The organism is Campylobacter sp., assembly GCF_019423325.1.
In the GTDB taxonomy this organism is placed as follows: Bacteria; Campylobacterota; Campylobacteria; order Campylobacterales; family Campylobacteraceae; genus Campylobacter_B.
Genome location: NZ_JAHZBQ010000004.1, coordinates 15,908 through 28,991, shown reverse-complemented (window position 1 = coordinate 28,991; position 13,084 = coordinate 15,908). Strand labels below are relative to the sequence as shown.

The window sequence follows — 13,084 nt, the reverse complement described above, 5'->3', positions numbered from 1 at the left end:
CAATGTTTGGTCCTGGGCAATTTTTAGGAAATTTCGACATTACTATGGATCAAGACGATATATGGAGCAACGATATATCTGATAAAGCTATCAAATTTAGAAAAATCGAGGATCAAAACGAAGCAGCCGTTTGGGCAGCAAGAAAAGCCATCCTTGCTTCAAAACAAAATTTAAGCCCAGAGGAAAAAGCCGAGCTTACTTTTGAGACCGCAAGAGAGAAGGCGAGAGCCGAGCGGGCCGCACAGGGCTATGAGGGTGCGCTCATCAAAAGAGGCAGCGGCACCTTAACACTTACGGGCGACAACACTTTCACCGGGGTTACCACTATCTATGGTGGCAAAATTTCGGCGCTCAATCAATCAATCGGTAAAAGCAAACATATCGATGTACAAAATGGCGGCGAACTTGAAATTTTGCACTCTGCAGTATATAGGATACCTGAAAGGAACGGCTGGCGAAGCGTGAGCAAGGCAAGCGATGCAACTACGGTAAAAGCGACAATCAATAGCGGTGGTGCATTCGTAGTAAATGATGGCGTGAATAATTTAAATTTGAGCTTTAAGCAAGGCTCATTACTAAGAGCAGGGCAAGTTAATACTAGCGATCTTCAAAACCTCGTCGATAACCCCGGCTCTAAGAAAATTTTAACCGCCACGGGCACATTTAGCGGTGCAAATTTAGCGAGCACTCAGGATAGCTATGCGTTTTTCAAAACGAGCAAAGAAGAGGCGAGTGGCTCAAATTTACGCCTTTCGATCCAAAGTGGAACGAGTATGCAAGATTTCGCATTAAGCTCTTCGCAAAGAGCGTTCGCAGATCTACTCGTCGCCAATCGCGGCAGCGGAATTTATACGCAAATTTTAGGCTCAAACCATGCTCAAGCGCGAGAGTATTATAGCGCGTTCGCAAATGATGCTGAATTTGCTGCGGCAAATAATTCCGCGATAAATTCCATAATGATGGCAAGCATCGTTAAAAACCGAGGTGGCGCGAATGCTGTAAATATTGATAAAGACACTAGATTTTGGATCTTTTCAGGCACAAATCGAATTAAATCTGATAAAGATACCGGTATTGGCAAATTGCATTCCGATTCATTCGTAAATTTAATCGGTATTGACTCTTTAATCGGCGATAGTTCAAGCGTCGGTGTATTTGTAGGCGCAGGGCGTACGGACGATAAAATAAGCGGCACCAAGGAAGTCAAAAGCAAGGATTTCCATAGCGGAATTTATTCCGACATCGGTTTTGAACCCGTTAAATTTAGCTTCGGTGCGATATATTCGAAATATGATCGAGATAGAAAGCTAATCTCATCGGTTTCGCCTATAGCTTACGAATATGTAGGCTCAAATGCCTCTAGTTTAAGTGCATTCGCACAGGTTTCTTATATGGGTTTTAGCAACGCGGACAGCTTTAGTGTAGAACCCTATGCTGGTGTTTCGCATACTCGCACGAAAATAGACGATGTCAGCAACTCTTTGATTCGCATTGAAAACAAAACGCGAAATTTACAAGCCGTAAGCATTGGTATAAAACCTAGCGTTCCGTTTAGAATCGGCGGAGTAGGTTTAAGAGCAAGCGCAGATGTGGCATATAATCGCTTCTTTTCGGATAAGCAGCCGCAGTCTTATTTATACGTAAACGGGCTAGGTGGTACGCAGCTAAAAGGTGAGAAGTTACAAAACCTAACGACTGCCGAAGCAGGAATCGAGGCATCTCTTTCAAGCCGCGCTACGCTTAAGCTCTCCTACGTCGGAGCATATGGAAGCGATGTTAAATCTAACGGCATAGGACTAAGATTTAGACTGGAATTTTAGTAGAAAGGTAACGATGAATTTCGGTGGCACCGAATTTTGAGCCAAGCGTTTTAATTTGGATCGAATTAGATATTTTTTAATTCTATGGCAAGACGGCGTAGGGGGTGTGAATTTCGCATTTTAAAGGCGATAATTTTCGCGCCTCACGCCGAAAGCCGTATAAAATTAACGAGCGAGTGCGGTTTAAAATTTTAAACTGATCGGCGGTGCAGACGAAGCGACCGATACAAGCAAAGCGGCGCGGGTGGGTCAAATTTAACGAGTAAGCCGATACAGGCTGAATTTTAGGCTAGCTTAATGAGCTAATGCGGGCTAAATTTCAATTAAGACGAATGGACGCGAGCTCTGGCAAATACGAGCAAATTTAATAATTGCGAGCGAACGTAAACTCGGACGCGAACCAAATTTAACGAAAGCAGCAGCGGGCAAAATTTAATAAAAGGTGCGGGCGCGGGTAAAATTCAAGCCGCACGCGAATAAAATTCAAACGACGAGCCGTATCTGCGACAAGTCACGCCTGCTGCGGAGTTAAATTTTATTTCTACCTGCCGAAGGGTTAAATTTTATTTCCGATCCATCGCAGGATTAAATTTCATTTCCCGATCCTCCGCGAGGCTAAATTTTATTTTCAGATAGCAGGATGTTGATGAGCGGATTTAGCAGCGTCTCGCCGCGCGCGGCGCACAGCACGATCTCGTCGTAGTAGTAGTCGCTCCTGCCGTAGTTGTGAAACTCATACGCGCCAAAGCCGTAGCCCATCGGCGTGATCTCGACGCGCGAGTACCAGGCGTCCTTGGCGATGATGTATTTCTCGGTGTCTTGCGAATAAACCCACACCACGATCTCGTCCTTATTTTTTTGCCGCATCAGCCACATAAAGACGTTTGCGATGTCGTTGAAAAAATATGTATCGCCGTTTGGCATAACGGCCTGGGCGGTGTTGTACAGATCGTTTATCACCGTGCCACTCTCGTGGCATAGGTATTTTCCGAATTCGATCTGCAGCGGCTGCTTATCGGTGTTGCCGTGGCGGACGGAGATTTTGGATTCGGCTATATCCATCGACGATATGAGTAGCCCCATCACGCAGGCGAGCAAAACCGCGGCAAAAATTTTCTTAATCATAGCAGCGCACCCCGCACGAAGTAGTATTTGACGACGTAGGCGCTGCAGATAAGCGCGTTTAGAATGAGCCAGAACGAGGAGTATTTAAGCAGGTGGGTGTAGGCGCGCTTGGTGATGAGCTCCGTTAAAAACGGCACGATTCCGAAAAATATACCCAAAAACAGCGAGCCCCAAATCGCATAGCCGACGAAATAGTAATCCTTCAAAAGCATGCAGTACGGGCATTTATGATTGGGCTGCTCGTAAACGTAAAGCCCGAAAAAATAGGTGATCGCGTAGTATGCGACGAACAAAAAGAGCAAATTCAGAGCAAAGCTCGCCATCGACTGCTTTAAGAAATTTAAGATCAAAATGGCGCCCAATATCGCGTAGAAAAAGGTTGCCAAAAGCGCCTGCGTGTATCCAAACGGGAGCTTCGGTGCGCGAAATACGACCGAGCAGCAAAACACCGGCACGCGCAACGGGATATTGGTAAAAAATAGAATTTCTAAAATAAACTCCGCCAAAACGCCCGCAAAAAGGATGGTAAAGATCAGGTATTTGCGCTTTAGATAGGGAAATTTGCCCGCTTTAAGATCGAGGCTGTTTAAAATAAGCCAGAGCCCAAAGCCGAAGATCAGTAAAATTTTTAAAAGTAGCAGGATGTTGCCGTAGCGGTTCGAGCCCACGACGCCCGCGGAACACATCGCGCCGGGCACGATCGAAGAGAGCTCGTTTAGGCAGAGCGCGAAAAATATAAACAAAATGATCTTGCACGCTATCGTGAAGAACAAAATGGTGTTGATGAGATAGTTTCTTTTCTCCAGGGCGTATTGTAAATTTGACGTGGCATTAAAGTCCCAGTAGCGTATGATCCGCACGATGTGAAACTGCGAGATCGCCATCAGCGCTATTACGATCAGCTCCACGGCCAAAAACGCGATCACGCTACCCGATAAAAATACGCTCATGCTGAAATTTCTCCGTCTTTTAAAAAGACGTATCGATCCACGAAGCTTAGCTCGTCGAAGAGTATGTCGTGCGTCGCGATCAAAACGGTCTTTTTAAGCTCTTTGAGCTTTGAGAGCATCTCGATAAAACCGAGCGAGTTTTGTTTGTCTAAATTTGCCGTCGGCTCGTCGGCCAAGATAATCTGCGGATTCATCACGAGCGCCCTTGCGATAGCGCAGCGCTGCTTCTCGCCGCCGCTAAGGCTGGAGACGATCTGATCTTTTTTATGCGCGATATTAGCGATCTGCATCGCTTCGTCTATGCGCGCGCTAAGCTCATCTCTGCTCAGCCGCTCAAGGCTAAGCGGCGCAAGGACGTTTTTATAGACGCTAAGCGCCTCAAGCAGATTGAAAGACTGAAAGATAAAGCCGATTTTTTTATGGCGATACGCGGAGCTTTCAATATCGGCGAGCTTAGAGACGTTTGCGCCGTCCACCAAAACCTCGCCGCTGCTCGGCTTAGAAAGCGCGCCTATGATAGATAGAAGCGTACTTTTGCCGCTGCCGCTGACCCCTTTTAAGATTACGATCTGCCCTTCCTCGACGTTTAAGCTTATATTTTTCAAAGCGCTAAATTCATTCGCCCTGCCCTCGTTGTAAATTTTACAAAGCTGCTTAATCTCTATCTTACTCATTTGACCGCCTCGCTCATATCACCTATAGCGATGCGCCAGGATGGGATGATGACGAAGGCTAAAAACGGGATCACGCTAAAGACGAAGATCAAAAAGAGCATATTAAAATTTATCGCAGGCGTGAAGGTGATGAAATTTCGCAGCTCGCCGCCTAAGAATATATCGCGCAGAAGCGGCGCATCCAGGATAAAAACATAAGCATAAGCGCCCGCGACGCCGAGCAGATACGCACTTAGCGAGACGATGAAATTTTGAATAAATTTCATCGCGATGATGTCCTTTATACAAAAGCCGATGCTGCGCAAGATCGCGATCTCCTTTTTCTTCTCGCCGTATGCGAGCGAAATTTGATTTTTCAGCAAGATGAAAAACGAGATCATCGCCACGGCGTAAAGCACCATAAAAATTCCACCCTTGTAATAATACAGATGCCTCACTTCGGCTACCGCGTCCTCGGCGCTGAGAGCTTGCGTGTTGGGGTATAAATTTACGATCTTAAGCGCTACTTCGCTTACTTCGTTGGGGTTGGGCACGCTTACGTAGAGTTTGGTGTATTCGCCCTCTTTGAGGCTTAGCACCTCGCGCGCGGTAACGGGGTTTAGATAGATCACGTCGTTTGAGACGATGCTGCTTTCGTGCGGCGAAATTTTATTAATCTTAATCGCGATTAGGCGCTGTTCGGTCAAGAAGTGAAACTCGTCCTCGTAGTACCACTCGCCCATCGCCGCCTTTACCCCCTCGCCTACGATCATTTCATTTTCGCTCAGGCTTTCGTCGCCTACGATATGAAACCAAACGCGCTTTTGAGCAAAGTAATACATCCCGTCCACAGCGCCCTGCACTTCGCTGACGCCCGCGATTTTGGAGATATCGTAGATATAGCCGTCGTGCATCAAATCGCGCTTGCCCGCGCGCAGAGCCTCTACGACGATGTCGGGCCTGAGCTTGATGACCTTTTCAAGATCGTTTTGAATGGAGCCCGAGATAAAAAGCACCGAGCTTAAAACAAAAACGATAAATGCAAAGATCGCGAAGCTAAAGGCGTGATCGGCTCTGTCTTTTCGCAGCAGAGTTACGGAGTAGTCGATAAAGCTTTTACTTATCATAGACGAACTCCGCGTAGGCCTTGCTCTTAAAGCTGCTTGAGAGCCGTACGTCCTTTATCTCGCGCGCGAGCTTTTGCAGGCACTGCTCGCTCTTTGCGCGATCAAAGCTTACATAATGCACCGCAATGAGCGCGTAAAGGGCGGCAAAAAAGATAATTAAAGCGCAAATGAGCCTCATAGCCCTTCTATTACGCTCTCTTGAATTTCGTCAAATTTAAGCACGCTCTTGCCTCCGTGATCTTTAGCGAAGGTCTTAGCCGCGCTCTCGCTATCAAACGCAATGAGCTCGTCGCCCATCGGCCCTAGGACGTTTGAGCCGAGCACGAAAAATGCACTTTTAGCATCGATCTTGTGTAACTTGTAGTAGTCGGTTACGTAAATTTTATCAAAGCTCTTGCCCTTTTGGAAGTAGTATTTCATCAGGTCTTTCACGCCGTCAAAATATAGGTTCTCGCCGCCCTGAACCTCTATCATCGCCGCCCAGTTAGGGTTTTTACCCACTAGCATGCCGCATACCGGGCATTTAGCGCCTTGCGGCACGACGATCTTTTCAGGCTTTTTCGCTTTTGTATCTTTACCGCTGCTGCCTAAATTTGCCGGCGCATCCCACAAATATAGCGCTGCGGCTTGTAGGTGTTTGTCGTATTCAGGGGCCTTGCTAGCGCCCTTTACGTCGCAAGTCTTTTTGAGATGAGCTTTGAGCTCGGAGATGGCTTTGAAGCTTTTGGCGTCCGTTTTAGCGCAGTTTGTTTCGTAAAATTCTTTACCGTGCGCGTAAACGCCGCCCTCGCGCTTGGCTTTAATCATCTTGTTATCGCCCTCGAAATCCTGCCCTGCAATCTCGTAGGCTTTGGCGAAGCTCATTATCTCGCCGCCGTTTTCGGCTTGAAATTCCTTCGCGTCGGCTTCGGTTGAAAAGGCATATTTGCTGTTGCGAGTCATCGTGCCTTTGACCTTGCTGCCCACGACGTAAAAGGCTTTATTTACGTCGATCAAATTTAGATTTTTTGTATCGACGACCTGCGCATCGCTTGGAATTTTTCCCTCCGTTAGCTCGTACAAGCAGTGCAGAGAAGCTACTTGCTTGCCGTTCCAAACGTGATTAGTTTTATAGAATTTAACCAAATTCATTCCGCAAACGGCGCAGTATTCTTTGCCCTCGCCGCTTCCTACAAGCGTAGCCTTGCTTGGATCCACGCTTTGAAACATAGGCTTTGCCGGTTTATTGGCCCCGTCCATCGAGGCACCGAAAACGAACGCAACGAGCGCAGCCGAAGCTAAAAACGAACGTAAAATCATACTATCTCCTTAAAAATTTTAATATTTCAAATTTACTTACTAATCGAATTTAAAAATTCCAAATTCTCGCATCCCATCTTGATGCCGCCGTCGCAGCTTTTTTTGAAAAACTCTTTTGCTTTGGCGTTATCGGACTTCACGCCCTTACCTTCGGCATACATTATGGCTAGGTTATTGCAGCCGTCGAAGTAGCCGAGATTGCACGCCTTTTCATACTGCTGCTTTGCTTGCTTATAATCCTGGCCCACCCCCTGCCCGAAGGCGTATAGATAGCCTAGGTTGTTGCAGCCGATGCCGATGTCGCCGCCGCAAGCCTTTTCGTAAAAAATTTTAGCCTTTGCGAAGCTTTGCTCCACGCCTTCGCCCTTTAGATACAGATAGCCCAGGTTGTTGCAGCCCATCATATCGCCGTAGGTGCAGGCTTTTTCATAAAGGCTCGCCGCCTTGACGACGTCCTTTGCAAGCCCGGCGCCGTTTGCGTATAAAAGCCCGAGCGAGGTGCAGCCTTCGTTATCTTTGCAGGCTTTTTCATAATAAGCCGCGGCTTTGGTGAAATTTTGATCCGCGCCGTTGCCGCTTTCGTAGATATAGCCTAGATTGTTGCACGCAAGCGCAAATTTGGCGCTGCACGCCTTCTCGTAGAGGCTGATCGCTTTTTCGAAATTTTTCTCTACGTTGCCGGTACCCTCAAAATACAAAACGGCTAGATTATAGCATCCCGAAGCTTTATTTTCCAAACCGCACGCTCGCTCGTAAATTTCTGCGAGTTTTTTATGATCGCCGCTTTGCTGTGCCTGAATGCCCTCGCTGATAAAGCCCGCATTTGCCGCGGCAGCCAAGGCTAACGCTATTAGAAATTTTTTCAAATTTACTCCTTCATATCGTTTTTACGTCCCTGCCCCTGAAAGCAAGAGCGATTATTAAAAATACCGCCGCTATTATACAATAAAACGGCGCGGGTATCTGCGGCGCATCTCCCGCGGCGTAAGAGTGCATGCCGGTGAGGTAGAAATTTACGCCGAAATAGGTCATTATGATCGAGCTATACGCGAGCGTCGAGCTCACGCAATAAACATAGATCGAACCGAGCTTCGGGATAAGCTTTAGATGCAGCACGATCGCATAGACGATGATCGAGACATACGACCAGGTCTCTTTGCTATCCCAGCCCCAGTATCGCCCCCAGCTCTCATTCGCCCACACGCCGCCGAAGAAATTTCCGAGCGTCAGCATCGAAAGCCCCACGATGAGGCTGATCTCATTTATCGCCGTTATATATCTGATCTGAGCGTTAAGCCGCTCGCAATTGGCGCTGTTTTTAAGCGCCATCAAAACAAGAGCCAAAAGACCGAGCAGACAGCTAAGTCCTAAAAATCCGTAGCTAGCCGTGATAACCGAGACGTGGATGCTAAGCCAATAGGACTTTAGCACCGGCACGAGGTTGGTAATCTGTGGATTTACGAAGCTCATATGCGCTACCAGCATCACGATGCTAGCCAGCAAGCAGCTCGCGCTTAGCGTAAGTAGGGACTTTCTAAAAAATATGATCCCCGCAAGCACCGCCGACCAGCCGATGTAGATCATCGACTCATAGCTATCGCTCCACGGCGCGTGAGCCGCGACGTACCAGCGCAGCGCAAGCGCGAGGGTATGTGCCGCAAAGCTTGCGGCAAAGGCTGCGAATAAAATTTTTTGCGCTAGCGCAAAGCGTTTGCCGAAAAGCGCGCCCAAAAGCGCCAAAACAAGAGCTACGCCGCCTAGGATCATATAGCAATAAACGAGCTTTTTAAAAACCGAAGCTTTGTTATAAAACACCTCGGCCTTGACGCGGCTAACGCTTGGAAGAATAGCCGCCGAGGTGGCTCTTTGGTAGTTTTTCAGCTCCGCAAGTGCTGCATCCGCTTTAGCCCAATCATTATCCGAAATTCCGTCTTGCAAGCCGTTTAGATAGTCGTTTAGCACGCCTTTGATCTGCGGAGCGATACTATAATCCGCGAAGGCGTCGTTCGGCGAGAGCCACGCGTTTTGCGGGTCGTTCGGCACGGGGATAAATTTAAAAAATACCCCTCTGAAAGTCAGATACGCGATGTTTAGCCGCTCGTCGAATTTAATCAGCTCGTTATCGAGCACGCCGCGGCGCGAGGCGCTTTTTTCATTCGCCTCGTCCAGGGCGTGGGCGAGCTTGTAGTTGCCGTTTTCATCAAAGACCGAATTAAAGCTCGCATATCGCTCCTGCGGCGCCAAGCCCAGCATCTTTTTGATCTCGTCGTTTTTGATCTTGATGATCTTTTGATCGCGCCAGAACGCGGGATTTAGGCTCATTCCTAGAATCATCTGCTCGGCGCTTAAGCCGTAAAGCGAATCCGTGCCTGAAATTTTATTTACGATCTCGCTTGCTTCGGTGCTAAGCGGCTTGATCCTGCCCATGTAATCTTGTACCAAAAGCTCTGCGAACGCGCCGTTTGCGTGAACGCGCGAGTTGGCTTTAAGGTTTGCCAGATAGTTTTCATCCGCGGCGCGAAGCTCAATGCCGAAAAAAAGCGGCGCGATTAGAAGAAGCGCGGCGGGCGCGTTATTTTTGATAAATTTAGCTAGCTTTTTAAACCTGCTACCCGCGGTAAAAAGATTGCCGATAAATCCGACGCAAAGCAAGAAATAGCCGAAATAAGTGGGGATTTTACCAGGATCGCGATTAAGCTCCAGCACCGTGCCCAGCTCGTCGGTGTCGTAGGAGGATTGAAAGAGCTTAAAGCCGTCAAAGCTTAGCGGGTGGTTCATATAAATTTCATGCTCCCCTACGCTCTTGCCATCTTTTAAAATTTCAACGTCGCTGGCGTAGGATGACGGGCTTTGCGAGCCCGGGTAGCGTTCGAGCTTAAATTTCAAAAGCTTTACCGCAAACGGAAGCTCTATGAGTTTCGAGCCCCAGCTTAGCATTATCTCCTCGCCGTCAAAGTTTAAAATTTTGGGTTCACCCAGCCAGCCAGCGCCGCCACGCAGCTGCGCTTCTTGCTCGCTTCCGCCCTCAAAGCCCGCTTTTACCGCAAGCGTGCCCTGCTCGCCTTTGGGCGCGGGTTTGTAGGAGCTAAATTTGACGGTGAAGCTTTTGGAATTTATACTTTGCGTGAAGCTAAAATCGTTATCGCCGATCTGAGATAGATTTAGCGGGTGCTCAAACAGCGCGTCTTGCGTGCGGATTTGCAAGTATGGCTTGACGCTTACCATCTCGTTTTCGCTCTCGCCCGCTCTTACGTGCAGCACGCCCTCGGTGCCGAAATAGCGCGTCAGCGCCGCGCCGATAAAGATGACGATAAATGCCGCGTGCAGAACGAAGGAGCCGAAGCGGCGCCACATTTTGGTTTTTATGATTATGCCGAGCAGGCTCAGCGTCGCAGCGCCCATGACGCACTCGTACCAGCGCGCCTCATAGACTAAAATTTTAGCCGTTTGCATGTCGTAAATGCTCTCTAAAAAGGTCGCGACGCCGGCACCTGCGGCTAGGATAAAAAGGAGGCAGAGCGCAAACTTGTAAGAGATAAAAAATTTTAATATTTTTAGTGCGCTCATTAACCCTCCGCAGTTTTACATTATTATATCGTAAGTTTGACCTGCGTATAGTATAAACATTCTAAGAAGTAATACTCCGACCACGCTAGCAAGCGCGCTAACGTAGAACGCAAATGCGGTGTGAGCGATCTTTTTGCCCAGTGCGAAATTTAAAACGAGCGGTACGCAAAAGCCTATGCCAACGACACCTAGCCAAAACATCTTCGCATAAAATCCCTCGCTAAATGCGACGCTGGCGGCTTTTTGCACGTCGCTGCCCGTTACTAGCGAGACGAAAATCATGCCGATTAGTAAAATTTCCATCGCTAAAACCGGCCACTCGACCGCGTGCAAGGTTTTTAGATCGCCTCCGTGTGGGTCCGCTTTAAAGAAAAGCGCGGCTATTAGACTTGAGCCCGCAATACCCGCCGATAAGCCAGACGCCACGAAAAGCGCAGGTAAAACAGCGGTATTAAGGATAGGAAATCTAACTAAAACCGAGATCAAAAAGCCCGTATAAGCGCAGATCGCGACCGCAAAAACGAGCGTAAGCGCAAGAAGTAGCGGGCGAAGCGCGTTTAAAATTTTCATTACGAGCGTGAAAAGCCCTTTTAAAAAAGTAAGTCTGCGCGATAAAAATCCGCTAAGATCAGCTTCAAACGCATAAAGGCAGGCTACGAAGGTAAGCGGGATATAGACGCAAAGCGCCGCCACGCCCACAGACATAACTGATGTAAAGTTATAATTAATCAAAATTTTCCAAAAAAGAAGCGGTCGCTCTAAATCGGCTACCAGGCAGACCATACCGAGTAAAATCGTAACTAAAGATAGCAGCGACGCAGCCTTAAATAGCGGCGTACTTTCGGTCTGTTTTTTGTAAAATTTGACGAGGATCGCGACGATCAAAGCGCCGCCGCTCATACCTGCTAGCAAAAGATAAACCGCTATCGGCCAGCCCCACTCCACGCCGTGCGAGAAGGTCGCAGTGAAATTTATAGCTCCGTTCATATCACACCCCCAATTTAACCGCAGGAATATAGCGTAGGCTCGGCTTCGTGCCGCACTCAGGATGCATGCGCAGGCTATCTTTTACGCGAAGTAGCTTGCTGATGTGCGAGCTTTCGTCGTTTAGATCGCCAAACACGATCGCCTCGTATCTGCACGCCTCGATGCAGGCAGGCTCGTGGCCGTCTTTTAAATTCGTATCCAAGCAGAAGTTGCAGCTCTCTGCGGCTTTGGTTTCGTGATTTATAAAGCGCACGTCGTAAGGACAGGCGACGATGCAGTATTTACAGGCGATGCAATCATCGGTGTTCATTGTCGTAATGCCGGTTTTTTCGTCCTTGTGGCAGGCTTTCGTCGGGCAAACTTTTACGCACGGCGCGTCCTCGCACTGCTGACAAGAAACCCTAACATAGCGCTTTTCTTTCAAATTTAGCGGATCGGTTTTATCCTGGATAAAAAGCCTCATTTGGCCTTTTGGTACCAAATTTACCTTTTTACAGGCGATCTCGCAGTCGGTGCAGCCCACACATTTATTTTGATCGAATATCATGCCGTAGTGCGGCTTTTTCGGCTCTTGCTTTTTGGCGCTCGTATTTGCGTCTTGCGCGCTTTTATCCGCGCTGTTTTGTGCGAGTAAGCTTGAGGCGATTGCGCCAAGCCCTAAAGAGCCTAGTGCGGCGGATTTTATAAAATTTCTTCTTTGCTTTTGCATATTCTCCTCCGACTAAATTTAAGCAAAACTACTTTGTTTTATTCGCGTCGTGAAAACTTTTAGCCTCGCTCTCGCTAAGCTTTTTGGCTGCATCGGCAAGCTCGCCGGGCTTTAAAACTTTTAGTAGTTCGGCTTCAAAAATCACCACAGAACCCGCAGGAATTCTATCTACGTCCACGTTGCCGTAGGCTAAATTACTAGGGATTGTAAATTTATATTTCGAGCCCGTATTCATCAAAAGCAACCCCTCGCGCAATCCGTCGATTAAGCCTATCATAGAAAGATGCGCCGGAATTTTAGACGCGAAAGTATCGTCAAATACACTACCGTTCGTCAAATACGCCTTGTAGTTCATCACTACTACGCTCTCAGGCTTTGGCTTTTCGCCCATACCTAGCTTTAGAATTTCATATTGAAGACCGGATTTTGTGGTTTTAACGTCCGGATTTTTGGCATTTTTCGCCATAAATTCCTTGCCCGCTTTTAAATTTTTATCAAGCTCCGCTTTGGAATTTGTTTCTACGATCTTATTTAGCTTATCGGCTCTTTGATTCAAAAGTGCAATAATTTCTTCATCTTTTAGCTTCTGCTGCTTTTTAAGAGCGTCCAAAAACCCCTCTATTACCGCATCTAAGTCGTATTTGACACCTAACGCGGCTTGTGAATGCAGCTGGTTTGAAACATAGCTTCCGGTGGAAGCTCCGATGCTATAAGATTCTTTTTGTTCTTGCGTAGTTAAATTCGCGCCCAACGCGCAGCTTGCCAAAACGATAGGCAAGAAAATTTTTAGTTTTTTTTGCATACATTTGCCTTTTAAATTTCGGGGCCGCGAGCTTACGCGACCCCG

The 13,084-nt window shown here is 47.7% G+C and carries 12 protein-coding genes; 1 reads left to right on the top strand and 11 read right to left on the bottom strand.

Features of this window, described 5'->3' with window-relative positions:
• The first annotated feature begins 2 nt into the window (after positions 1-2).
• Complete coding sequence (locus tag QZ367_RS09815; protein ID WP_291940198.1) at positions 3-1,820, top strand: autotransporter outer membrane beta-barrel domain-containing protein; 1,818 nt, start codon at positions 3-5, stop codon at positions 1,818-1,820.
• Between the two features lie 615 nt (positions 1,821-2,435).
• Here the strand turns inward: QZ367_RS09815 and QZ367_RS09810 are convergent.
• Genes QZ367_RS09810 through QZ367_RS09760 form a run of 11 tightly spaced genes read right to left on the bottom strand, consistent with a single transcriptional unit; the run spans position 2,436 to position 13,039 of the window.
• Entirely contained in the window at positions 2,436-2,945 is a 510-nt protein-coding gene (locus tag QZ367_RS09810) for a hypothetical protein (protein WP_005870878.1), read from the bottom strand.
• Positions 2,942-3,895 carry a hypothetical protein gene (locus QZ367_RS09805; protein ID WP_291940195.1) on the bottom strand — a complete coding sequence of 318 codons (954 nt, stop codon included), beginning with the start codon at positions 3,893-3,895 and terminating at the stop codon, positions 2,942-2,944. The genes QZ367_RS09810 and QZ367_RS09805 overlap by 4 nt, the downstream gene beginning before the upstream one ends.
• Positions 3,892-4,569 carry an ABC transporter ATP-binding protein gene (locus QZ367_RS09800; protein WP_291940193.1) on the bottom strand — a complete coding sequence of 226 codons (678 nt, stop codon included), beginning with the start codon at positions 4,567-4,569 and terminating at the stop codon, positions 3,892-3,894. The genes QZ367_RS09805 and QZ367_RS09800 overlap by 4 nt, the downstream gene beginning before the upstream one ends.
• Positions 4,566-5,675: an FtsX-like permease family protein gene (locus QZ367_RS09795; RefSeq protein WP_291940191.1), complete on the bottom strand. Its 1,110-nt coding sequence runs from the start codon at positions 5,673-5,675 to the stop codon at positions 4,566-4,568. The genes QZ367_RS09800 and QZ367_RS09795 overlap by 4 nt, the downstream gene beginning before the upstream one ends.
• Entirely contained in the window at positions 5,665-5,853 is a 189-nt protein-coding gene (locus QZ367_RS09790; RefSeq protein ID WP_291940189.1) for a hypothetical protein, read from the bottom strand. Before QZ367_RS09790 ends, QZ367_RS09795 begins: the two co-directional genes overlap by 11 nt.
• Positions 5,850-6,974 (bottom strand): nitrous oxide reductase accessory protein NosL, encoded by a 1,125-nt coding sequence (locus tag QZ367_RS09785; RefSeq protein WP_291940187.1) that lies wholly within the window; start codon positions 6,972-6,974, stop codon positions 5,850-5,852. Before QZ367_RS09785 ends, QZ367_RS09790 begins: the two co-directional genes overlap by 4 nt.
• A 32-nt stretch (positions 6,975-7,006) precedes the next feature.
• Positions 7,007-7,840 (bottom strand): tetratricopeptide repeat protein, encoded by an 834-nt coding sequence (locus tag QZ367_RS09780; protein ID WP_291940185.1) that lies wholly within the window; start codon positions 7,838-7,840, stop codon positions 7,007-7,009.
• 10 nt (positions 7,841-7,850) lie between these two features.
• Complete coding sequence (ccsA, locus tag QZ367_RS09775) at positions 7,851-10,541, bottom strand: cytochrome c biogenesis protein CcsA (RefSeq protein WP_291940183.1); 2,691 nt, start codon at positions 10,539-10,541, stop codon at positions 7,851-7,853.
• Positions 10,542-10,556: 15 nt separating this feature from the next.
• Complete coding sequence (nrfD, locus tag QZ367_RS09770; protein WP_291940181.1) at positions 10,557-11,528, bottom strand: NrfD/PsrC family molybdoenzyme membrane anchor subunit; 972 nt, start codon at positions 11,526-11,528, stop codon at positions 10,557-10,559.
• 1 nt (position 11,529) lies between these two features.
• Positions 11,530-12,237, bottom strand: coding sequence for a 4Fe-4S dicluster domain-containing protein (locus tag QZ367_RS09765; protein WP_291940179.1), 708 nt, complete (start codon positions 12,235-12,237; stop codon positions 11,530-11,532).
• Between the two features lie 28 nt (positions 12,238-12,265).
• The gene (locus tag QZ367_RS09760; protein WP_291940177.1) at positions 12,266-13,039 is read right to left on the bottom strand and encodes an FKBP-type peptidyl-prolyl cis-trans isomerase N-terminal domain-containing protein; all 774 of its coding nucleotides are present in this window, start codon (positions 13,037-13,039) and stop codon (positions 12,266-12,268) included.
• Between the last annotated feature and the right edge of the window lie 45 nt (positions 13,040-13,084).